The following is a 22,365-nucleotide window of genomic DNA, read 5'->3' on the forward strand; positions in this document are numbered from 1 at the left end:
TAAACTGGCCTTCGGTTCACATCGCCTGGCTCGGAGATTCCATGCTGTGGAAGGTACTTGTTCGCTTCCTGCGGCCGCATCAGCGGCTGCTGATCGCCGTCGTCGTCTTCCAGTTGGCCCAGTCCATCGCATCCCTTTACCTTCCCACCCTGAACGCTGACATCATCGACAACGGGGTGGCCACCGGGGATACCGACTACATCCTGCGCATGGGCGGCCTCATGCTGCTCATTACCTTGCTCCAGATCGCGTGTGCGGTGGTGGCCGTGTACTTCGGCGCGAAGGCAGCCATGGGAATGGGCCGCGACCTGCGGGACGCCGTCTTTGCAAGGGTGGGGGAGTTCTCGGAGCAGGAGGTCACCAGGTTCGGGGCGCCATCCTTGATCACCCGGTCCACCAACGACGTCCAGCAGGTGCAGCAGCTGGTCCTCATGTCCTGCACGCTCATGGTCGCCGCTCCCATGCTGAGCATTGGCGGCGTGATCATGGCTGTGCGGCAGGACGCGCAATTATCCTGGCTGATTGCCGTTTGCGTTCCGGTGTTGCTGGTGGCGGTCGGGCTGATCGTGACGCGGATGGTGCCGCTGTTCCGGAAGATGCAGGTCCGGATCGACGCCGTGAACAGGGTCCTCCGCGAGCAGCTCACCGGCATTCGTGTGGTGCGGGCGTTCGTCCGCGAGGACATGGAGACAGCCCGGTTCGGCAAAGCGAACGACGACGTTACTGATGTTGCGCTCCGGGCCGGCCGTTTGATGGCGCTCATGTTCCCTATGGTCATGCTTGTCATGAACGTTTCCAGCGTGGCGGTCATCTGGTTCGGATCTTTCCGGATCGAGGACGGCTCCATGCAGGTGGGCACCCTGATCGCGTTCCTGAGCTATCTGATGCAGATCCTCATGTCCGTCATGATGGCCACGTTCATGGCCGTGATGATCCCGCGCGCGTCCGTTTCCGCCGACCGCATCGGCGAGGTCCTGGACACCGATTCAAGCGTCCAGCCGCCGTCGAACCCTGTAACTGGCGGGATACGCCGCGGCGAACTGGAAATGCGCGACGTCGGATTCGCCTACCCGGGTGCCGAGCAGCCGGTGCTGAGCGGGCTTTCGTTGACCGCCCGGGCGGGGAAGACCACCGCCATTATCGGCAGCACCGGCGCTGGCAAGACCACTTTGGTGAACCTCATGCCTCGGTTGTTCGATGCGACCAGCGGATCCGTGCGGATGGATGGCGTGGATGTCCGGGAGCTGCACCCGGACCTGCTGTGGGGGCACATCGGGCTGGTGCCGCAGCGGCCCTACCTGTTCTCCGGGACGGTCCGCAGCAACCTGCAGTATGGCAAGCCCGATGCCACTGAGGACGAGTTGTGGCAGGCGCTCCGGGTGGCCCAGGCTGAGGACTTCGTGCTGGAAATGGAGGGCGGCCTGGATGCGGCGATCTCGCAGGGCGGTACCAACGTCTCCGGCGGACAGAGGCAAAGGCTCGCGATCGCCCGGGCACTGGTGAAACAACCTGAGCTCTACATCTTTGACGACTCCTTCTCCTCCCTGGATACCGCCACCGACGCCAGGCTCCGGCAGGCCCTCAAGCGCCACACCAACGGCGCCACGTTGGTGATCGTCGCGCAGCGCGTCTCCAGCATCGCGGACGCGGACCAGATCCTAGTGCTTGACGACGGCAGGATCGTTGGGCGCGGAACGCACGATGAGCTGTTGGAGACCTCCGAAACCTACAGGGAAATCGTGTCCTCCCAGCTCGCGGCGGAGGAGGCGGCATGAGTGCTGTGCCAGCCGGTCCCCGTGGTCCGCAGCGGCCGGCGATGGGCCCGGGCCGCGGAGGCCCCTTCGCCGGAATGAACATTCCTGCCGAGAAAGCCTCGAATTTTGGTGCCTCGGCACGGCGTTTGCTGGGGACCCTGCGGCCTGAACGCTTTTGGTTGATACTGGTGCTGGTCTTCGCCGTGGTCAGCGTTACTTTGTCCGTCATCGGACCCCGTTTGCTGGGCGAGGGCACCAACCTGATCTTCGCCGGCGTCGTCTCCAAACAGCTGCCCGAAGGCGCGTCCAAAGCCGAAGTGATCGCAGGCTTGCGTGCATCCGGCGAGGACAGCAAGGCCGACATGCTGGGGGCCATGACCCTGACCCCCGGCGTCGGAATCGACTTCACGGCGCTGGCTTCGGTGCTGCTGTGGGCGCTGGCACTCTACGTCCTGGCCTCGGCGTTCGGTTGGATTCAGGCGTACGTACTCAACGGCGTCGTGCAGCGGACCGTGTACCGCCTCCGCCAGCGAATTGAAGCGAAAATCCATCGGCTGCCCCTGCGCTATTTCGACTCCATCCAGCGCGGTGAGCTGCTGAGCCGGGTGACCAATGATGTGGACAACATCTCCCAAAGCCTGCAGCAATCCATCAGCCAAGTGGTCTCGTCCCTGTTGACGGTGGTGGGCGTGCTGGTGATGATGTTCCTGCTCTCGCCGCTGCTGGCGCTGATTGCCTTGGTGACTATTCCGTTGACGCTGGGGACCACGCTGCTGATCGCCAAGCGCTCGCAGAAACTGTTCGTGGCGCAGTGGAAGAACACCGGCGAACTCAATGGCCAGATCGAGGAAACGTACACCGGGCACGCGCTGGTGAAGGTGTTCGGACGGCAGAACGAAGTCCAGGAGAAGTTCCGCGCGAAGAACGGCGAGCTATATCAGGCGAGCTTCGGGGCGCAGTTCGTGAGCGGTCTGATCATGCCGGCCATGACGTTCATCGGGAACCTGGTCTACGTGGGGATCGCCGTGGTTGGTGGCCTGCAGGTGGCCTCCGGCTCAATGCAGTTGGGCGACGTGCAGGCATTTATCCAGTACTCCCGGCAGTTCACCATGCCGTTGGCTCAGCTCGGATCCATGGCGAATATGCTGCAGTCCGGTGTTGCCTCGGCCGAGCGGGTTTTCGACTTGGTGGATGAGGAGGAAGAGTCGCCCGAACCTGACCCTGTTCCGCCGTCGGGTCCGTCGCGCGGGCGTCTCGTCTTCGAGAATGTGTCCTTCCGGTACTCGCCGGACAAGCCACTGATCACGAACCTCAGCCTGGTGGCGGAGCCGGGGCAGAGCATCGCAATAGTTGGGCCGACGGGAGCTGGTAAGACCACCCTGGTGAACCTCATGATGCGCTTCTACGAGCTTGATTCCGGGCGCATAACCCTCGATGGCGTAGACATCACTTCACTGTCGCGGCAGGAACTTCGCTCGCGGATGGGCATGGTCCTCCAGGACACTTGGCTGTTCGGCGGGACGATCCGCGACAACATCGCCTATGGGCGCCCTTCCGCTTCCGAGACCGAGATTATGGAGGCCGCACAAGCAACGTACGTGGACCGGTTCGTAAAGTCGCTGCCCGAAGGGTACGACACCTTGCTCGACGACGAAGGCGGCAACGTATCGGCAGGTGAGAAACAGCTGCTCACCATTGCCAGGGCCTTCCTGTCCCGCCCATCGGTGCTGATTCTTGATGAGGCCACCAGCTCCGTGGATACCCGCACAGAGGTATTGGTGCAGAAGGCCATGAACGCGTTGAGGTCCGACCGGACCAGCTTCGTGATCGCCCACCGGCTCTCCACTATCCGGGACGCCGACCTCATCCTGGTGATGGAAGCCGGGCAGATCGTTGAGCAGGGGACCCACGCCGAACTGCTTGCCTCGCGCGGGGCGTACTCCCGGCTGTATGAGGCGCAGTTCGCGGCACCTGCTGCGCTTGAACCCTAGATTTATTGGGCCTGTGGCACTGGCCCAACTAACCGCGTCCTACCCGCGTCGGCGGGCCAAGGCGTAGGAAGGTTCACGCAGTCGCCTCGTCCAGCCGTACGTTCCTGCTGTTGGAAGCGGATTGAGGACCGGATCATATCGCTCAGCGGTATCTTGGCCCAGGGAGTCGGCGGGGCTGAGGGTCAACGTTCCGAACCTGGTCCACGGACCCAGCGGACTGGCGTGATGGAGTTCAAGGATCCACGAACCGCTGCCAAGGAGTGAGCGGAAAGCGCTCGGTTCGACGGGCAACCTGTCCGGGCTCCTGATGGTCCTTGCTGCTATCAAAACGGGGCCGTCATCAGACTTGTAGGGCATCATGCTGGAGAAAACCGCCGCCGCGGCATCCCGACGGAGCCGGAGGATGAAACGCCCAAGTCCTGTCGGTCCGGTGGTAGCAAGAAGCATGTCCGAGAGTTTGTCCTGCTCTGTGAAGCGCACGGCCAGTCCGATGATGTCCGGGAAGGCATCAGGCAGTCCGATCGAGCGGGAAAGCCTGGCATCCACCACGTTGCTCCCGGCGGTGTCCAGCCAAGGGATGCCCGAGGGCGCGCGCACACCGGAGTCCCTTTCCAAAGTTCCGACCAGCTGGATGCCCTTTGGGTGGATCGGCCTCTGCGGACGCACGACCTTGATGGCCCGGAAGACCGCGGCAAACGCGGATCCGGCGACGGCTTGCACTTTGCTGCTCACGGTAGCCACTTGACCACCCTATGCGGCGAAACGCTTGATTGACAGGCTCCTGACTTTCTCGGGTGTATCTTTTGCAGACGCAGGGTGGAGATGCTTAGGGCAACCGAGTTGGCCGCAGAGCGTTGGCGTCCCCGGCCTTCTTCGGGTCGAGCGGCACGGGACTAATCAGCACGGCCGGACCTCGATTCAACACGCCTCCGGCGATCACTTGGCATCGTACGCCGCCACGCCCACGCATCGCCTTATGGGCGCCCGGGGCAAGCATTTCATCCATCCACGCGCAAGGATGGGCCGGTCGCCCGGCTTTGAGCCGCACGGTGTCCTCACCGGACTCAAGCGTGAACTCATGGCCAAGCAAAGGCGCCAACTCCACTCCCCGCAGGATTACGTTCCGCCGGGTCAACAGGGGATCCAAGGGCCCGGCCTCGAGTTCCGACGCGATGGCTTCGAGGGCCTCCACCGCGAACAACGTCACGGCGGCATCCATGTGTGCGGCCTTGCCGAAGAACCTGTCGCCAACAATGCCTTTGCCCGCCACCAACTCGGCCTGCATGGCATCGGTAGTGGGGACGTCTGCCGCCCCTTCGCGGGCACGGCCAAAGTAGGCGTGTGCCGGCGACACCAAAAGGTGCAGCACTTCGACGTCGTACCTGTACTCAGCGGTCATCCCTCAACGCTAGACCCAGCTCGGACACTACGCATCAGCTATTGCCCGCCAAAGTAAAGGATGCTTTACTTTTCCCATGAGTAAAGCTTCCTTTACATCGAGGCGCGCGCCGGCCCACCACTACGTCTTGGCGGTCATCCTCGGCGTCATCCTGACGGTGGTGGTTTCCGTCGTGGTGGGAGCGTCGAACCCGGATGACTTCTGGCTCGCTGCAGCGATTGGCGCCCTTTGCGCCGCCTACCCGGCGATGTCCCTGGGCGGCAAGGTGTTCGTATCCAATCACACGATCACCCGCGATCCGCACGGCGAACAAAGCGTGGAATTGCAGTGGATGCGGCAAGCGGGAGCGGGGGCTTTCCTGGATGTCCTGGTCGCTATCGTGGTCGCTTCACTGGTGCTGGCCATCGGCCGTTTCGCCGTGGACGCACTTCCGGTCCTTATTGGCCTGATTGCCCTGAGCGCGGTTGACGCCGGGCTGCGATACGTGGCCATTCGCCACCGCGCGCTCAAGTGAAGAACAACCTCGCGGAGCGGCGCACCGAACGGCGCTGGACACAGGCGGACCTGGCGGCGGCACTTGGAGTTTCCCGGCAGACCGTCATATCCATCGAGCGGGAGAAGTTTGATCCCTCGCTTCCGTTGGCCTTCCTCATTGCGCGGACGTTTGACTGTGCCATTGAGGACATTTTCACCGCGGACTAGCGTGCTTGTGTCCCACGCCGCAGCGCTTTGAGCCCCTCCCGGATACTGTGGCACGGTGAACTTTGCTGAGGCCGCCGACGGCGCTGAAATCGCCTGGACATCGGAAGGCGAAGGCGAGCCGATGCTGCTCATCGCCGGACAGGCGACAGCCATGGATGGTTGGGGTCCGACGGCGGGGCTTCTGTCGCGCTATTACCGCGTCATCCGCTTCGATCACCGGGGGATAGGTCGGAGTGGGAAGGGCGAAGCCGAGCGCTACACTACGCGGCTCCTCGCGGAGGATGCAGCAGCTGTCCTTGACGCTGCAGGAGTGGATTTAGCACACGTGTACGGTCATTCGATGGGTGGTCGAGTTGGGCAGTGGCTCGCTATCGACTACCCGCAAAAAGTCCGCACGCTGATCCTCGCCGCAACGAGCGGTGGAAGATCGCCGGACGCCGGAATGCAGCCGGACAGGGCGGCCTTGGATGCGCTGGTTAGTGGTGACATGTCCCGGCTTGAACCGCTCTTCTTCGACGCGGATTGGGTCCAGTGCAATCCCGCGGCGACGCACACGTTCTTCAACTCCCACGCGTCAGCATGGGCCAAAGCGCGCCACTTCAAGGCCAGCCGCGAGCATGATGCCTGGCGGGACCTCAGCTCCATCCGGTCGCCGACTCTGATACTTCACGGCGTCGAGGACGCGTTGACGCCCTTGCCCAACGCGCTGCTCCTCCGCGAGCACATTCCCCGCTCGGTGCTGGTGAGGGTTCCTGGTGCTGGCCATGGCTTGCACCTGGACCATCCCGAAACGGTTGAGTGGATCCGGCAATTCATCGCCGGAAAGAGCCGTTCGTCAGGATGATTGGCAGGCCTGCTTGGGTGGTCGGCCCTAGAGGGAATGCCCACCAAGGTGCCGGACCAAGGCATCGACGATAGGGAGTTGCCCTTTGACGAGCTTTGTCCGGGCCACGGATTCTTCAAGCCACCGGGCGTCGTCGATCTCCGGGAATTCCTTGATGGCACCCGAGCCCTTGGGCCATTCCATGGGAAAGGTGTTGCTGACAATCTGCTGAGGTTGAAAGTCGCTGGCTTCGGCAGTGAACGCGGTGATTAGTTTGCCGGAGGGCTGCCGAAAAACGCCCAGGAGGTCGTAGTGGGCCGCTGGCGGTGGTGTGCCAATTTCTTCGGTGAATTCCCGTTGGGCGGCAACCAAAGGGTCTTCGTCCTCGGGGAATTCTCCCTTGGGAATTGACCAGGCGTGTTCATCTTTGCGGGCCCAAAAGGGCCCACCCATGTGGGCTATCCACAGTTCCAATTGACCGGCGGTGTTTCGTCGGTGAAGGAGGATGCCTGCGCTGCGTATTGTGATGTGCCCTCCCGGGGTCAGACCCTGCGCGAAAATTCTCAACCACGTCAAGGCTACTCGTGGAGTTGGCGCCGTTATCCAATTGATGTTGTGTGGCCGAATTTGCTTGTTCATTTCGCTTCCGGCAGGACCCGGGCTACTTGATAATCGAGGACAGGCGTTTCTCGGGGGTGGAACGTCGCTGCGGTCAGCGGCATCAGCCGTTGACGGTTCCGGGCGCATCAGCAGGAGGAAACAGCTATGGCATTGTCAGTGAGGCTCCTTCCACGTGGGGGAAGAAAAGCAATGGGGTTGGCCGTCGTCGTTGCGGTTGGCTTATCGATGTTCACAGGAATAGGCCCCTCGCATGCAGCGGACACCACGCCCATGGCTGAGGATCCTGGCCCCGTGGGCAGCTTTGCGTGGAAAGGGTTCAACTGGCAGAAGCGCTTTTGGGGCGGGGCGCCTATGTATAACGCGAGTTGGGATGCCAATAACGTGAGCACCCCGGACGCAAACGGGTACGTCAAGTTGTCCATCAGCAACCCCACGGGATCGGCTCCTAAGGGAGCGGAATTCCAATCCACGCGTGAAGGCTTCGGCTACGGAACGTACAGCACCACCGTGGAAAAGGATGTCAGCGCCCTCCAGAAGGAAGTGGTGTGGGGATGCCTGTTCACCTACGACCCCAATGCGGTGCCTGGCTATACGGAGATTGACCTTTGTGAAGCCTCGGCCTGGGGTGGGGGCGCCGCCTATGGTGAAAACTGGCCCGTGACCCAAGGGCATGGATATTGGTTTGACGCCAGCTTGCCTCCGGGGCAGGGAAACAACACCGTCACTTTTGATGTCACCAATGCCCCGATCCTCACCCACAGGATGGTCTGGGAACCAGGCAAGCTGACCTACGAGACATTTGCCGGGGAAGGCTACGACGGCACATTGCTCAAGAGGACCGTTTTGGAGGGATCCACGGTCCCGCTCCCGGCCAAGGAACAGATTCACTTCAACCTCTGGGTAACAGGTGGTGGAGGCGGAGATGCAGCACACGTGGTTCCCGAAACAGTCACCATCCGGGACTTCTCCTTCGTTCCCGCGAACCAAGGTCAGCTCACTGCGCCAACACCCACCATCTCAGGCGCAGCAGCCGTAGGCTCAACATTGACCGCAGTTCCGGGAACCTGGACCACCGGGACAGCCCTGAGCTATCAGTGGTTCCGGAACGGCACGGCTATTGCCGGCGCAACCAGCGCCGCCAGGGTCCTTGCCGCCGCGGATCAGGGCACCAGCCTGACGGTCCGCGTCACGGGAACCAAGGCTGGCTACGCAACTGCCGTCAGGGAGTCTGCTCCCACGGCGATAGTAGTAGCCGGGACTTTGGTAGCACCTACACCGATTATCACGGGAGCGCTGACGGTGGGTTCAACGCTCATTGCCAACCCTGGTACGTGGACGTCCGGGACCACCTTGACGTATCAGTGGTATCGCTCCGGTGTGGCAATCCCCGGGGCAACAGCCCGTTCCTACAAGCTGGTGAGTGCTGACCAGGCTGACGCGATGAGCGTGAGGGTTACCGGCACCAAAGCCGGCTACACCACGGTGGTCAAGTACTCAGCCAGCACGACCCCGGTGCAGTAAGCCAATGGGGCTGTAGACCAGTACGGCGAATACAACAAACCCGCCGTTGTGTCGCGCTGGAGGTAGCGACACAACTGCGGGTTCGTTGGTGAATGTGGTTCTTTTAGCCTACTTTTGTGCCCGGACTGGAACGATCCTCTTAACGGCGAGTCCGAGAGCCAGCATGGCAAAGGCCGCCAGTGCGAACCAGAAGAGGTCTCCGGCTCCGGTCAATGCGAGCGTGCCTGAGCCCATTCCAGCTGCTACTGCCCCTGTCACCGGGGTTACTGCGTTGTTGTACATGAGTCGATTTACCAAACTTTCTTTCTGTTGAATGCTGCATCCAGGTACGCCTTGGCGTGGACAGCCTGGAGGAAGATATCGATGACGGTTTCGTACATGGTTGCGGCCAGGAGCATGTACCTCCAGCCCCGGTAACGCACAGTGACTATGCGTTCCAGGATGAAAATGCCGGTGACGGTAATCCAGAAGGGCTGAAGGTTCAGGCCCATGCCGGAAATCAACGCGAACAGGAGGGAGCCGAAGTAGGCCAGCGTCACTAAGACGCCGATCATGGAAAGAAACTGGCGTCCCCAATATGGCCTGGTTACTTTGGTCCATCCATATTGCACGCAGTTCTCCACCGCGCCGCGCTTCCATCGCAGTCGCTGTGACCACAGTTCACGCCACGTGGGCATGACCTCGGTGACCAACGTGCAGTTGGATGGAGATGCGATGCGGTAGCCCAGGGTCAACAGGGCAAAGGAGAGTTCGTTGTCCTCGGTCAGCACCGAGGTGTCATAGACGCCGCCGTTGCCATTGCCGGGAGGGAGCATGCCCTTCAACCGGGCGGCCACGACGTCCCGCAGTGTCTTGACGCGGAAAAGCGCCGCTGTGCCGGTGACTACCAGGCACTTGCCGTGAAGTCGCTTCACGTCACGCGCGTAACGGGCGTATTCGTTGCGCTGCAGATGGCCAACAAAGCCGCCGCCCGGACCGCCGCTGAACACTCCGCCCACAGCGACTAGCAGTTCGTCCGCGAGCAGGTTCCTGGTGGCGTTCTCGATGAAGTCGACGGCCAGTTGCGAGTCGGCATCCTGGACCAGGAACAGGTCCTCCGGGTCAGCATCCGGAAGGAGCTCGCTGAGGGCGAAGTTCAGGGCACCGGCCTTCTTGTCTTTGTTGCCCACGGTGCGCATGACTTCGGCGCCCTGAGCGAGGGCAAGCTCTTCGGTGTCATCGGTGCAGTTGTCTGCCACCACGATCACGCGGTCCGGGCGCTGAGTCTGGTTATTCAAGGAGAGCAGCGTCTCGGTGATGCCGGCAGACTCGTTGTGTGCCGGAACCAGGACGGTGACCACCCCGCCTGGCGCCCGGTGGGATCGTCGCGGCCTGACAGCCGTCTCCGGCGCGTTAGCCGGTGCAGCTGCGTTGGCCGTGGTTTCCGTGAGCACTGTGATCCCTCCGTTCGTGCGTTGAAGCGTTGACTCACTTAGAGTTCCAACGCGAACGCAAGATCAGGGGAGGGAAACCATCAAGGAAGTCTCAAGGTTCCATCAGGACTTTCTGTATGGCGTCACGAACAGGGGGTAGGGACCACTGGTGCCAACTTTCCGGTGGAACCCGGACTTGTTCGCGTCACGAGCCGTACAACGCCGGGGGAGGCGTACAACTGCGGGGGGAGCTTAAACGCAAGAGGACGACGTCGGGAGGTCCCGGCGTCGTCCTCTTGCGTAGTGCTTGAGCTGCTTAGCGGTTCAGGCTGACCGTGAAGGTCTTAGGGCCGCTCAGGGTAACTGCGATTCCGCAATTTTCGGCGGCAGCGCGGTGTGAGAGGGATTCAATGGCGGCATCGATGGTGTGGTCGATTGCCGACTTGTCCCAGATTTTCAGCGTGATGGAGTCAGTATGTGTCGTCATTGTCAGTACTTTCACTCAGGCCGTTAACAGCCCCAAGCTTCTTCGCAGGGGCCGCATCCTCGTCGGTGAGGATTGCTGATTCAGCTTGTATGGGAACGAATTCCCTCATTCATGGTTCATGCTGCCCACCACGGTTGACAAGTAAATCCGGCTAAGTGTGACCGATTACACGTTCCTCATGACTCCGTTTAACCGCCATGGATAACGGTACAAAACCGAACATTCCCCACCGAAATCTCACAGTCATTTCGCGCCAGACTCTTGACCGCGTGATTCACGCGCTGGTAAACCTTGTGAGCGGAAATCGTTTTCTCACTGCGTTGCACCATCGCCCGATGATCGAAGGCGGTTCTGCTCGCGGTGTGTGAAACGTTCCAATCAAGGTGTGGCAGATCCCCCTGCCGCCCAGCATCAAAGGAGATGTTCTTTGGCTTACCCCTCGAAATGTTCCTACCGCAGTACCGGTGGCCGTGTATGGAAGGCCGTCCCCATGGCGGCCTCCGCTTCACTCGCTGCCGCGGCCATCGCACTGACGGGCGTCCCGCTCGCTCAAGCAGCCCCCGCCCAACTCCCGCAAGCAGCGCAAGCCGGCCTCCCCGGCGTCGTGCCTGCTGCGAAGGATCCATCCACCCTCAAGCGACAAGTGGAGAACCTGGACCGGGCGCCGGTTGCTGTCCTGACGGATCAGGGCGTCACGGTGAGCTGGCGCATGCTCGGCCTGGACAAGGACAGCGTCGGCTTCCAAGTCCTGCGCGACGGGGTAAACATCACCCCGGAACCCCTCCGAAGCGCCACAATGTTCGTGGACCCGGATGGAACGGCGGAGTCCAACTACGTCATAAAAACCGTCGGCAATGGGCAGGGCGAGGACAAGCTGAGCGAAGCGGTGACGCCGCTGGCGCAGAACCATGTGGCCATCAAGCTGGATAAGCCGGCCGATGGAGTGACCCCAGACGGCAAGCCCTACACCTACTCCGCCAACGATGCGACTGTCGCGGACCTCGACGGTGATGGCAAATATGAGGTCATTCAAACCTGGGCACCTTCCAACGCCAAGGACAACTCCCAGTCCGGATACACGGGCAACGTCTACGTGGACGCCTACAAGCTCGATGGCACCAAGCTGTGGCGCATTGACTTGGGCCGCAACATCCGCGCTGGCGCGCATTACACCCAGGTTTTGGCCTACGACTTCGACGGCGATGGCAAGGCTGAGGTTTCCCTCAAGACTGCCGATGGCACCCGCGATGCCGCCGGAACGGTCATCGGGAACGCCGACGCCGACTTCCGCAACAGTGCCGGTTACATCCTTTCCGGTCCTGAATTCCTGACCGTCTTCAAGGGCGGGACCGGCACCATCATGGACACTGTGGCCTACGAGCCCCCGCGTGGCACTGTCGGCGGCTGGGGCGACAACTACGGAAATCGTGTAGACCGCTTCCTGGCCGGAGTGGCCTACCTCGACGGGGTACATCCATCCATGATGGTCAGCCGCGGCTACTACACGCGCACCGTCCTGGTCACCTACGATCTGGTGGACGGCAAGCTCGTGAAGCGCTGGACCTTCGATTCGAACCTTGCCGGGGATGAATACAAGGGGCAGGGTAACCACAACTTGTCTGTTGCTGACGTGGACCAGGACGGCAAGGACGAGTTCGTCTTCGGTTCCATGACCATCGACGACAATGGCCAGCCTCTTTACAACACCAAGCTTGGCCACGGCGATGCCATACACACCAGCGACCTCGACCCGTCCAGGCCTGGGCTGGAGACGTTCGCGGTCCACGAGAGCATGCGCCAGAGCGGCAACCGGGGAGCAACATTCCGTGACGCCGCTACCGGTGAAGTCCTCTGGAGCATCCCCGCGGCCAGGGACACCGGTCGCGGTGCGGCAGGTGACATCGATCCCCGCTATGCCGGGGCGGAAGGCTGGGCCGTCGGAGGTACGGCCGCGTGGGATTCACCCGTTGGTCAGTTGGTATCGGCCAAGGGTGAGCTGATCGCCGGGAAGATCCCCGCCGCGAACTTCCTGGCATGGTGGGATGGTGACCTGCTCCGCGAAATTGTGGACCACGACTATGACGCAACGTTGTCCCGCGGCGTTCCCACCATCTCCAAATGGAACTGGGAAACCGAGTCCAGCGATCGGCTCCTGACTGCCGAAGGTGCACGCAGTAACAACACCACCAAGGGCAACCCGTCAATCCAAGCGGACATCCTGGGTGACTGGCGCGAAGAGATCGCCTGGCCGTCCACCGACAGCAGCGAGTTGCGGATCTACACCACTACGGCCCCCACCGAGGTTCGCCTGCGGACGCTCATGCATGACACGGTCTACCGCACAGCTGTGGCCCGCGAAAACGTCGCTTACAACCAGCCGCCGCACCCGAGCTTCTTCATTGGTGAGGGCATGCAGGCTCCGGCGATTCCCGATGTCGTCTACACGGGGACCAAGAAGTAGGCGGTTCCCTGCGGGCGAAGGCCCTTTAACGCAGAGTGCTTAATAAGTGAGTGCCGCCCGGGTCGCGTTGAAGCGGGCGGCATTCACTCTTTGGGGCTCACCGCTGTCCCGGCAGCCAGCCGCTCTGAGGCGGGATGAAGCCTGGGCCGCGGTCCTCATCATTCTGCCGTTCGGCGGCACTGCGGGTGTCGCTGTCAGCGGTTTCATCGGAGTCGCCCTCAAGGTCCACCAACCCGTTGGTTTGGTCAAAGACGTGGGTGACGGGATCGACGATCGGCGGCGAATCCGAGGTGGGGGTGCCGGAAGTCCCCGTGCCGGTTGCGCTGGCCGTGGTGGTTGACCCCGTGGTCTCGACGCTGGTCTCCGGTGCCTGCTTCTCGATGTACTCCTTGAACTTCTTCAAGTCTGACTCAGCCTGCCTTTCAACAATGTGCAACTTGTCTCCCAGGAATTCGAGGACGCCGTGCGGTTCGTATTCCAGGGACAGATGCAGGGACGTCTGGCTGGGGCCCGCCTCCTTGAAATCAACCCAGCCGGCATTCTTGGCACCCTCGACGGCGGCCCAGGCCACAGCGCGGTCCACGTCCTGCTGAACGATCTTGGCCTCCCAGCGGCGATGGACGCCCGCTATTTCGGCCACCCATTCCAGTCGGTCGTCGCTGAGCCGTGTCACGCGCTCGACCCCGCCCATGAAGTGCGGAAACTCCTCGAACTTGGTCCACTGCCTGTAGGCCGTACTGACCGGAACGTTGACCATGATGGTCTTGTTCACTTTCGTGGTCATCATGTCCTCCTACTCGATATTGATCAGCATACTTACATTATCGAGCTTTTGGGAGGGTAATAACAGGCCCGGTCAGCCCAAACGCTCTCTCACCTAACGGCCCCTTCCGCCCAACGCTCTATCACCGGGTGATAGAGCGTCGGCGGAAATGGCGCGTTAGGTGAGAGAGCGTCGGGAAGGACTGCACATGCGGCAGGCACAGAAGCTAGGAGATCACCCGGCCATTCTGGATGAGGTACTCAAGATGCCCGGAGATGTCGGCCAGCACGGAAATATCCGCAACAGGGTCGGCCCCGAGGACCAGCAGGTCAGCATCCGCGCCCGGCGCGATCACGCCAAGTTCACCTTCGCGCTCAAGCAGCAGCGCCGCCGTCGTGGTTGCGGAGCGGATGGCGTCAATTGCCGGCTGGACCTTGCCGAGCAGCCTGAACTGCTCGTTCTGGTGTCGGTGCATCCCGCCCAGAAGGTCCGAACCGAAGGCCATTTTGACTCCCGCTTCGTGGGCGCGGGCGATCGCTTCGAGTCCGCTGGTGAGGACGGAATCCACTTTGGCCCACATTTCCTCCGTGAGCCCGAATTCCTTGCCCTCTTCCTTCAGCGCCCAGTACGTGACAAGGGTGGGGACCAGGAAAGCGTCCTTTTCCAGGAATAGCTTGAGGCTCTCGTCGTCCAAAAGGTTGCCGTGTTCGATCGAGCGGACACCTGCTTCCAGGGCGCGGTTGATAGCGCGGGCGGTGTAGGCGTGGGCGGCGACGTAGCGGTTGGCGGCTTGGGCCTCTTCCACGGCGGCGCGCATCTCTTCCATGGAGTACTGGGTGGAGTCGATGCGGTCCGTGGGAGAAGAGACGCCGCCGGATGCCATGATCTTGATGTGGTGGGCGCCTTTGCGGATCTCGTCGCGAGCGGCGGCGCGGACCGCATCCACGCCGTCGGCCACGCGGCCGATGCCGCAACAGCCGCGCCCGTTGGGGTCATGGTCTTCGCCTGGCAGGCGCATATCTCCGTGACCGCCGGTCTGGCTGAGCGCGTGACCGCAGAAGTGGATCTTAGGACCCTCGAGCAGACCTTCCTCCTGAGCCATCGCCAGCCCAAAATCGGCGCCGGACAGGTCTCGGACAGTCGTGAAGCCGCGACGCAGCATCTGTCCCATGATCCGAGCCGTTTGCGCGTAAACGTAGGACGCCGGGGTGTAGGTGAGTGAACGGAAGTCGGCGCTGGACGCCACCACGTGGACGTGCGCATCGATCAGGCCGGGGATAACAAATTTGCCGGTGCCGTCGATGACCCGCGCGCCGGAGGGCATTTCGGCGTTCGGTCCGACGCTGCTGATCTTTCCGTCAACGCTTACGACGTCGGCAGTGGAGTAAGTGCCGGCCTCAACGTCCAGGACGCTCGCGTTGCGGATGACCAACGGGGTGGTTTCTGGGGTGGTACTCACGTTAAACGGCGTCCTTCGCAGGGGTTTCGGGGGCTTTGGTGGGATGCGCTTCAAAGGCCTGAACCAGTTCAGCCCGGTTCGCGTTGATGACGTCGACGGCGGTTTCCACACTTTCCTGCGTGTACTTGCCTTCTGCGTCCAACAGGGCCAGGACGCCCACAACATTGTGCTGCTGGTCAAGGACGGGCACGTTGATGACGGCGCCGCAGCCCAGTTGCTGGATGAGTCCGGAGTCTGAAAAGACTTCCCGTAGCGCTTCCAGATCGGGGGCGAGGAACGGCTTCTTGTCCTCAATGACCGTTCCCAACCAGCCGGGGGAGATCTCCACGGTCTTCTCGCCGCCTACCGGGTATTCGGCCGGGTGGCTGGTGAAAAGTCGCTTCAGGCTGGAGCGTTCCGGAATCCACTGCAGGGCGGTGAACAGGATGACTCCTGGTCCCTGCTGGATTGCCTCGAAGGTTTGCTGGAAAACTGCGTCTGCATTCATCGCTTTCACTTGCTTCCTGCCGCGGCCGGATCATGTTCGGCGCGGGCGTTGATGTCCTCCAACGACTTGCCCGCTGTGGAGGCGCCGAAGATCACGACGCCCAACACGCCGATGGTCAGTACCACCGTGGTCATGGTGAACACTCCACCGAAGCCAAGGGAAGCGGCGAAGATACCGATGATGGACGGAGCCAGGATGCTGCCGATACGGCCTACCGCGCTGGCCAGGCCGACACCTGTGGCACGCATCCAGGTGGGGAAGAGCTCCGGAGTGTAGGCGTAGACGCCGGCGTACGTTCCGTTAAGGAAGAAGGACAACGTTGCGGCTGCTACGAGGATCATGCCGGAGTCGTTGGATTGGCTCAACCAGAAGGCGCTGATGGCCGATCCCGCCAAGTACAGGGCAATGGTGTTCTTACGGTCAATCCGGTCACACAACCAAGCGGCGGAGAAGTAGCCCGGGATCTGCGCCAGATAAATGAGGATGGAGAACTCGAAGCTCTTGGTGATGGTGATGCCGCGGCCTACAAGGAGGGTGGGAATCCAGGAGAAGAAGCCGTAGTAGGAGAACGTGATGACGAACCAGATCAACCAGATCACGGCGGTCCGACGACGCATGGCCTTGGACCACATGAACTTGAGGGCGTTCCAGATGCTGATCTTCTGCTCGTGTTTAGTGATCTCTTCCTCGGCGGGCGGCAGGGGCGCGAGTGGTTTGCCGGTGGCCTTCACTACGCTCTGCTCAAAACGATCCACCACTTCCGTGGCCTCAGCTATGCGGCCACGACTGATGAGGTATCGCGGTGATTCCGGCAGGCTGCGGCGCCACCAGAGAAGGAGCAGGATGGGAATTGCAGTGATCACCTGGGCCCACCGCCAGCCGTCCTCGCCCAGCGGGACAACGAAGCGGCCGATGAGTGCAGCGCCCACGAAGCCGAAGGAGAAGAAGCCGGCCAAGGTTCCGATGAACCAGCCGCGACGCCTCGGAGGAATGAACTCGGAGAGGAACGGTGCAATGATCACACTTTCAGCACCTGCACCCAAACCTGCAAAGATCCGTGCAATGAGGAAGACTTCAAAGTTCGGGGCCATGGCCGCCACCACTGACATGACGCAGTAGAAGGCGAGTGCCCAGAGCATGACCTTCTTACGGCCAAAGCGGTCGCCCATCCAGCCGGCCAGGATTGCGCCGAAGAAGAAACCGAACGGGGCCGCCGAGCCCACCAAGCCGAGGCTGGCGGTGTTGAGGCCCCACAGTTCCTGGATGCGCGGGAGCAGGAATGCGACCACTGCCCCGTCCATACCGTCGAACGAGTAGCCGAGGCCTCCAATGAGGAGAAGCTTGTAGTGTGGTCGACTGAGAGCCAGACGATCCAAGCGTGCTGTAAGAGACATGGTGATTCCTGCCAAAGTGGGCCAAGTTGTACATTTTGAGGAATATGCACGGGTCTGTGCAGAAGCGATGTATCGAAGTTACGGCCAAAGTGTGAGGTAGGTCAATAGGTGGAAGAAGATTTCGACTCGTCAACGTTGACCGAGTGGCTGGATAGTCGCGTCCAAGGGCGGAAGCTCGCGGCGCGCCAAATGCAAGTGATCGGCATTCTGCGATCCCAGCCCCGGCTTGCGTCTTACGGCTCCGTCAGCGACATTGCCGCAGTGGCCGCCTCGAACGCCTCAACCGTGACCAGAACCGCGCAAACACTGGGATTTAAAGGGTGGGCGGACTTTCAATTTGAGCTGCGCTCGCGGTTCCTGGCGTCGCTGAGCGCAGTGGAGGTTGCGGCCGAACACAACGGCCACATCAGCAGTCCTGCTCAGGCTGCAGTGTCCACAGACCGCGCGAACCTGGCCCATTTTGAGCGCACCTTGGATGCGGACACGCTTCACAATATTGCGAAGGCAATCGCTGGTGCACGGCAAACTTTCATCATCGCTGCAGGAAGCTATGCCATCCCCGGCAAGGCGCTGGAGCACAACGCGATCATTGCCGGCTACAACGTCCGGCTCCTCGATGCAGATGTCGCTGCTCTCACCAATGCCATTGCACGGCTCGGTGCAGAGGACCTGGTGATCGCCATCAGTCTCTGGCGGGTTTACGACAGCACCATGCGGGCTGTGGACATCGCCCACAATCTGGGCACGCCCATCGTTTCCATCACCGACAGTGCGGGATCGCCCGTGGCGGTGCACGCTGACCATCGGATTGTGGTGCCCACGGAGGGCGCAGGCTTCTTCCCTTCCCTGACAGGTGCGGTGGCCGCGGTCCAGGCGATCGCCGTCGAGCTTGCCTCCTTGGACCGCGAACGCTCCAACCAGAACATCGCCGCCTCGGAGCGGACCTGGGATCAGATGCGTATCATGCATCCCCGCTCAAGTTCATAGGTCCGCCTCCTCAGCGGGGGCGGTGGGCCGCGCAAGTACTCTCGCGCCGCGATAATTCATCCTCGACACCCACATCCGGGCGTCCCCGGTGAATTTGCGTGTCGCCAGCGAATTGATGCCGACGACGGCGGGTGCCTCCCGTCGTCGTCGGCGTATGGTTAAGTCCCGGCTGCCTCTCGAAACGGACCAGTGTCATGGCGCGATTGATCATCATGGGCCCTCCGGGTTCCGGCAAAGGCACGCAGGCGGAGCATATCGCGCGGCATTTTGGGATCCCTGCCATTTCTACTGGTGAGCTGTTCCGCGCCCACGTCCTCGACAAGACGGAGTTGGGTGCTGAAGCCAGCGGATATATGGATCGCGGCGAATTTGTGCCGGACCACGTCACCACGGCCATGCTGAGGGTGCGGCTTGAAGAAGCCGATGCCGCGGCCGGTTTCCTCCTGGACGGCTACCCCAGGACCGTCATCCAGATTGGTGCGCTGGACGAGATCCTCGCTGATCGGCAGCAAGCCCTTGAAGCGGTCCTCGAACTAACGGGTTCCGATGATGAACTCATTGCCCGGATGCTGCTCCGAGCGCAGGAAGAGGGGCGTGCCGATGACACGGAACCCGTGATCCAACGCCGTCTGGAACTGTACCGGGACGAGACGCAACCGGTGCTGACGGCTTACGCGCACCGCGGGATTCTGCTTCGTATTGATGGATCCGGGCAACGGGAAACGATCACGAAGGCAGCGATTGCCGCGTTGGAGGGGGCGCTGAGGGGATAAGCGCTGGCGGGCTAGCTGCTGGCGGGTTAGCCGCTGGCGGCAGTCGGAAGCCCGGCAGGGGGCAGCTCAGCTGCAAGGGAGCGCAGATACGCGGCGAATCCTTCCGGAGCACGGGCGTGCGTCCGCCCCGAGGTCAAAACGCGGATGGTGTCCGTGGCGGTGACCGCAAAACCATGCCGGCGGAGCCGCTCAACCAGGACGCGGTCCTCGTGGGCGCGCAGCGCCGGGAAGCCGCCTGCAGTGAGATAGGCCGAGGCACGGATGCCCAGATTGGCGCCATAAATGTGCTGGTGATCCTCACGAAACGGATGGAGTTCCAGCCAACGGCGATGGATAACGGGATCCATGTCTGCCGGGTCGGGTTCCACCGATCCAAGTATGGCGTCCGCTCCCGCGTTGGCCAGTTCCACCTGCCGTGTCAACCAATGCTGCGGAACGGTGGAATCGGCGTCTGTGGTGGCCAGCCAGATACCCTCCGGCCCGTTCGCTGGCAGGCATTCCAATGCCGTGCGGAAACCGAAATCCCGGCTCGCCCCCGTGCTCCGCAGCTTGACGTTGACCACGCGGAAGCGAGGATCGTTGGAGACACGCGCGGCGGTGATCTCAGCCGAACGGTCACTGCAGTTATCCAACACCACAACGATCTTGGCTTCCATGGCGCGGTGCCGCCGTTCCAGCGCATCAGCGGCCGTCTTCAGCGCGAGCAGGGCCTTACCGATGTGTTGCTCCTCGTTGTGCGCAGGCATCACGACTCCCACGCTCTTGATATCGCGTCCGCCGGGCACGGTTATCCTGTCCCGCCCGGAGCGAGAAGGACCTCCAGCATGAAATCTTTCTCGCGGTAGAGTCCGTGCGTTGACCAGCCGGGTTGGTTGCGGGCCATCGCATGGACCGCCTCCGCATCCAATTCCCATCCGGAGATGGGGTGCCGCCAATGGCACAGGAGCAGTGTGCCGCCGGGACGGGTGGATGCTTCGATATTTGCCAGTAGTTCGGTGAGCTCATCCGGCGAAAGGTAATAGCCCGTCTCGGACAACACCACCAAATCGAAGGTACCCTCGGGCCACTCGCCGGGCATTGTGAGGTGTCTTGCCTCCGCGGATGGGAACTGGGAAAGCCGCTCAGTTGCCTGGGCAAGTGCAGCACTGCTGGCGTCCACAGCCAGGAACTGACCGCAACGTTTTGCGAGCTCCTCGCTGAGGGTGCCAATGGAACAACCTATTTCCAAGCCGGATTCATAGGATTCCTCCGGCAGAGCAGCCAAGGTCAGTGCCCTTTTGCGCCGTTCATACCAGCTGGTGGTGTAACTCCACGGATCGTCTTCCTTGGCATGGACCTCGTCAAAGATCCGCTCAGCGTCTGCGGCACTGTTGCTGCCCGCCTTGGAAGGATGCCAGGCGAAGGTTTCCCACGGCCTCTTGAAATGCTCAAGGAAGCCGTCCGACAGTAGCGTCTCATCGCCCGGCTTACTGGACAGCGGCTGCGTTTGCGAGGCGTGGGCGCTCATGGCGTTGGCCTTGGCTTGCTGTTCGTGGTTGTTCAATGGGACCCGAACCCACGACTCCCACGTTGCGTCATCCGGTCCTGACCATAGCCAGTACCAGATGGGATATTCCAGGAGCCCGTGGCCGTCCTTAGTTGCGACTTCCGCGGCGACAGTGCCCAAAGCGTCATGGTCCGTGTGCCCATCAGCACGGTACGGGGTCACAAGCACAACGTTCTCCGCGGCGTGGCCGAAGGACGCGACGGCTTCCCTGATGGCTTTGGCGATGACCTCGGTGTGGGCCGCAAGTTGCCCATCGGGAAGTTCCAGAAACCGCCATGTGGCGCTGGGAGCCAGCCCGGACACTCCCGTGTCGAACTCCGTGAGCCTGACAGCGGCAAGCTGTTCCGGCGTCGTGGTTTGTGAGTCCGGGTGCGACGCCTCGCCTGCCGAGCACAGCAAGAACTGCACTGCAGCCCCGGCCGCATGAAGTTTGGCCAGGAAGCCACCGGCGCCAAGAGATTCGTCGTCCGGGTGCGCGGCCAGCACCACGAAGGCTGTGGCCGCAAATTCGGACGGATCCAAGGGCAATTCCGGCAGGGCTGCAACTCCGCTGACTGCCCATTCCGACTCGACTGTCCCGGTGTCCGTGTGCGAGAAAGCTACCACCAGCGGTCCCCTTTCAGAGCCAGTGCGCCCAGTTGGGCATCGTCCCTCATGGCGTGATGCTGCCGGATGTACAGCGACAGGTCCGCCATGCGCTTTCCATACGTCTCGTTGAAAGCCAGCGGCCCGGGACCGAGGTTTTGCGACACCAGCATTTGAACACGCTCGACGGCGGCGGCAACAGTCCCGCGCACACGAAGGGCTTCGCTCCAGGCGCTCGGGCCGTCAGGATCTGAGCCCTCCAACTCGCCGGAGTCTATGCGTTCTGCCGCGACGGCAAGGTATCCGGTAGCGGACGTGATGATCCGATCGATTTCGCCTAGGGAAGCCAGTGCAATCTGATCGGGTTCGCGCCCGTTGTCTGCGGCTTTGGCCAGGGCAGCCGCGAAATCGCGAGCCACCGCGACGGCGCCACCCAGCCAGCATGCAGCAACGCCCATGCCACCCCATGCAAAGCCAGGACGCTTGAAATACCAGTCCTCTTGGCCCAAGGGCTGGGCTGCGACCTGGTCAAAATGGACTGTCCCGCTGGGGATTTCCTGCAGGCCGCGGCTGGTCCACTGAGGCGTTTCGCAGGTAACTCCCTGATGCTTTAGGTCAACGGCAAAGGCGGCTCTGGTGTTTTCCTCAGTGTGGGCGGTAATAACTGCGCCACCCAGTTGAGCGGCCAATGAGCACCACGGCTTTGATCCGTTCAGGGCGTAGTTGCCGTCAGCATCTCGCTTGGCTTCGAGCTTCATCCCAGCGCCTTCCGCTGCGAAGACTCCCCATGCTCCTTGTTGTTCGGCTCCGGCTCCGGCTTGGGCTTCGTCTCCAGCTTGGGCTTCGTCTCCAGCTTGGGCGAGGATTGCCAGCGCATCGAGGTGCGGTTCGAGCACTCGCCCGGCCGCGACATCCACGGCAGTCACGGAGGCAAGGAGCTCCCAGAGCTTGACGGTGCTTCCCTCGCCTGGCTTTGGCGCTGTCCGTCCAATATCCTCCGCGATGGCCAGCAGTGTGGGCACGTTGCCCACTGCTGCCCGCACTTTTTCAAGCACGGGTTCCAGTGCTTGCAGCTGCGCGGGCTCAGAACTAATGCGGACGGGCTGTGGGTGGGGGTCGGTCATGAGACCCAGCCTATTCTAAGGCGCCTTAGGGTCTTGCCATGTTGGGCGTACAGCGAACGACGGCGGGAGGTTCCCG

At 62.0% G+C, this 22,365-nt stretch carries 22 protein-coding genes; 9 read left to right on the plus strand and 13 right to left on the minus strand.

Translation table 11 applies throughout. The features are described from left to right. Nucleotides 1-41: 41 nt before the first annotated feature. Entirely contained in the window at nt 42-1,775 is a 1,734-nt protein-coding gene (locus tag AC6CH8_RS20335) for an ABC transporter ATP-binding protein (RefSeq protein WP_498192078.1), read from the plus strand. Continuing rightward, nucleotides 1,772-3,745 (plus strand): ABC transporter ATP-binding protein, encoded by a 1,974-nt coding sequence (locus AC6CH8_RS20340; protein WP_498192079.1) that lies wholly within the window; start codon nt 1,772-1,774, stop codon nt 3,743-3,745. Before AC6CH8_RS20335 ends, AC6CH8_RS20340 begins: the two co-directional genes overlap by 4 nt. Nucleotides 3,746-3,784: 39 nt before the next feature. On the opposite strand, the gene AC6CH8_RS20345 is transcribed toward AC6CH8_RS20340, so the two are convergent. After that, nucleotides 3,785-4,486, minus strand: a complete 702-nt coding sequence (locus tag AC6CH8_RS20345) for a hypothetical protein (protein WP_498192081.1) — start codon at nt 4,484-4,486, stop codon at nt 3,785-3,787. 85 nt (nt 4,487-4,571) lie between these two features. Beyond that, nucleotides 4,572-5,144 (minus strand): MOSC domain-containing protein, encoded by a 573-nt coding sequence (locus tag AC6CH8_RS20350; protein WP_498192082.1) that lies wholly within the window; start codon nt 5,142-5,144, stop codon nt 4,572-4,574. Between the two features lie 76 nt (nt 5,145-5,220). On the opposite strand from AC6CH8_RS20350, the gene AC6CH8_RS20355 reads away from it, so the two are divergent. From AC6CH8_RS20355 to AC6CH8_RS20365, 3 genes are read left to right on the plus strand one after another with little or no spacing between them, the layout of a single operon-like run. Next, the gene (locus AC6CH8_RS20355; RefSeq protein ID WP_498192083.1) at nt 5,221-5,658 is read left to right on the plus strand and encodes a hypothetical protein; all 438 of its coding nucleotides are present in this window, start codon (nt 5,221-5,223) and stop codon (nt 5,656-5,658) included. After that, nucleotides 5,655-5,846 carry a helix-turn-helix transcriptional regulator gene (locus AC6CH8_RS20360; protein WP_054808874.1) on the plus strand — a complete coding sequence of 64 codons (192 nt, stop codon included), beginning with the start codon at nt 5,655-5,657 and terminating at the stop codon, nt 5,844-5,846. The genes AC6CH8_RS20355 and AC6CH8_RS20360 overlap by 4 nt, the downstream gene beginning before the upstream one ends. 55 nt (nt 5,847-5,901) lie before the next feature. After that, the gene (locus AC6CH8_RS20365; RefSeq protein ID WP_498192084.1) at nt 5,902-6,690 is read left to right on the plus strand and encodes an alpha/beta fold hydrolase; all 789 of its coding nucleotides are present in this window, start codon (nt 5,902-5,904) and stop codon (nt 6,688-6,690) included. A 27-nt stretch (nt 6,691-6,717) separates the two neighbouring features. Here the strand turns inward: AC6CH8_RS20365 and AC6CH8_RS20370 are convergent, their stop codons facing one another. After that, entirely contained in the window at nt 6,718-7,197 is a 480-nt protein-coding gene (locus tag AC6CH8_RS20370; RefSeq protein ID WP_420181200.1) for an NUDIX hydrolase, read from the minus strand. Nucleotides 7,198-7,434: 237 nt separating this feature from the next. On the opposite strand from AC6CH8_RS20370, the gene AC6CH8_RS20375 reads away from it, so the two are divergent. Next, on the plus strand, nt 7,435-8,811 hold the full coding sequence (locus AC6CH8_RS20375; RefSeq protein WP_498192086.1) for a hypothetical protein: 1,377 nt from the start codon (nt 7,435-7,437) through the stop codon (nt 8,809-8,811). 108 nt (nt 8,812-8,919) lie between these two features. Here the strand turns inward: AC6CH8_RS20375 and AC6CH8_RS20380 are convergent, their stop codons facing one another. The 3 genes from AC6CH8_RS20380 to AC6CH8_RS20390 all read right to left on the minus strand — a co-directional run bounded on the left by AC6CH8_RS20380 (nt 8,920) and on the right by AC6CH8_RS20390 (nt 10,710). Beyond that, nucleotides 8,920-9,093 (minus strand): hypothetical protein, encoded by a 174-nt coding sequence (locus AC6CH8_RS20380; RefSeq protein WP_166660328.1) that lies wholly within the window; start codon nt 9,091-9,093, stop codon nt 8,920-8,922. Between the two features lie 8 nt (nt 9,094-9,101). Further along, nucleotides 9,102-10,244, minus strand: a complete 1,143-nt coding sequence (locus AC6CH8_RS20385) for a glycosyltransferase family 2 protein (protein ID WP_498192087.1) — start codon at nt 10,242-10,244, stop codon at nt 9,102-9,104. A 295-nt stretch (nt 10,245-10,539) separates the two neighbouring features. Next, nucleotides 10,540-10,710 carry a hypothetical protein gene (locus AC6CH8_RS20390; protein ID WP_178994140.1) on the minus strand — a complete coding sequence of 57 codons (171 nt, stop codon included), beginning with the start codon at nt 10,708-10,710 and terminating at the stop codon, nt 10,540-10,542. A 427-nt stretch (nt 10,711-11,137) separates the two neighbouring features. Here AC6CH8_RS20390 and AC6CH8_RS20395 point away from each other — a divergent pair, with 427 nt between their 5' ends. Next, complete coding sequence (locus AC6CH8_RS20395; protein ID WP_498192088.1) at nt 11,138-13,171, plus strand: rhamnogalacturonan lyase; 2,034 nt, start codon at nt 11,138-11,140, stop codon at nt 13,169-13,171. 97 nt (nt 13,172-13,268) lie between these two features. Here AC6CH8_RS20395 and AC6CH8_RS20400 read toward each other — a convergent pair whose 3' ends face one another. From AC6CH8_RS20400 to AC6CH8_RS20415, 4 genes are all read right to left on the minus strand, one after another. Further along, nucleotides 13,269-13,955: an SRPBCC family protein gene (locus AC6CH8_RS20400; protein WP_498192089.1), complete on the minus strand. Its 687-nt coding sequence runs from the start codon at nt 13,953-13,955 to the stop codon at nt 13,269-13,271. A 205-nt stretch (nt 13,956-14,160) separates the two neighbouring features. Continuing rightward, nucleotides 14,161-15,393, minus strand: a complete 1,233-nt coding sequence (locus AC6CH8_RS20405) for a metal-dependent hydrolase family protein (protein WP_498192090.1) — start codon at nt 15,391-15,393, stop codon at nt 14,161-14,163. Between the two features lies 1 nt (nt 15,394). Beyond that, nucleotides 15,395-15,880, minus strand: coding sequence for a GAF domain-containing protein (locus AC6CH8_RS20410; protein ID WP_498192117.1), 486 nt, complete (start codon nt 15,878-15,880; stop codon nt 15,395-15,397). Nucleotides 15,881-15,885: 5 nt separating this feature from the next. Next, nucleotides 15,886-17,274: an MFS transporter gene (locus AC6CH8_RS20415; protein WP_178994163.1), complete on the minus strand. Its 1,389-nt coding sequence runs from the start codon at nt 17,272-17,274 to the stop codon at nt 15,886-15,888. Between the two features lie 108 nt (nt 17,275-17,382). Between AC6CH8_RS20415 and AC6CH8_RS20420 the strand changes: the two genes are divergently transcribed. Together AC6CH8_RS20420 and AC6CH8_RS20425 are read left to right on the plus strand one after the other, a co-directional pair. Continuing rightward, on the plus strand, nt 17,383-18,261 hold the full coding sequence (locus tag AC6CH8_RS20420) for a MurR/RpiR family transcriptional regulator (RefSeq protein ID WP_498192091.1): 879 nt from the start codon (nt 17,383-17,385) through the stop codon (nt 18,259-18,261). Nucleotides 18,262-18,455: 194 nt separating this feature from the next. Then, the gene (locus AC6CH8_RS20425) at nt 18,456-19,034 is read left to right on the plus strand and encodes an adenylate kinase (protein ID WP_420179001.1); all 579 of its coding nucleotides are present in this window, start codon (nt 18,456-18,458) and stop codon (nt 19,032-19,034) included. 26 nt (nt 19,035-19,060) lie between these two features. On the opposite strand, the gene AC6CH8_RS20430 is transcribed toward AC6CH8_RS20425, so the two are convergent. The 3 genes from AC6CH8_RS20430 to AC6CH8_RS20440 are packed head-to-tail and all read right to left on the minus strand — an operon-like array spanning nt 19,061 to nt 22,289. Next, a complete protein-coding gene (locus tag AC6CH8_RS20430) occupies nt 19,061-19,819 on the minus strand; it encodes a glycosyltransferase family 2 protein (protein WP_498192092.1) in 759 nt (252 codons plus the stop codon). Between the two features lie 2 nt (nt 19,820-19,821). Further along, nucleotides 19,822-21,186 carry a PIG-L family deacetylase gene (locus AC6CH8_RS20435; protein ID WP_498192093.1) on the minus strand — a complete coding sequence of 455 codons (1,365 nt, stop codon included), beginning with the start codon at nt 21,184-21,186 and terminating at the stop codon, nt 19,822-19,824. Continuing rightward, nucleotides 21,180-22,289 carry an acyl-CoA dehydrogenase family protein gene (locus AC6CH8_RS20440; protein WP_498192094.1) on the minus strand — a complete coding sequence of 370 codons (1,110 nt, stop codon included), beginning with the start codon at nt 22,287-22,289 and terminating at the stop codon, nt 21,180-21,182. Before AC6CH8_RS20440 ends, AC6CH8_RS20435 begins: the two co-directional genes overlap by 7 nt. Nucleotides 22,290-22,365 lie beyond the last annotated feature (76 nt).

This window comes from Paenarthrobacter sp. GQ52 (assembly GCF_059759005.1).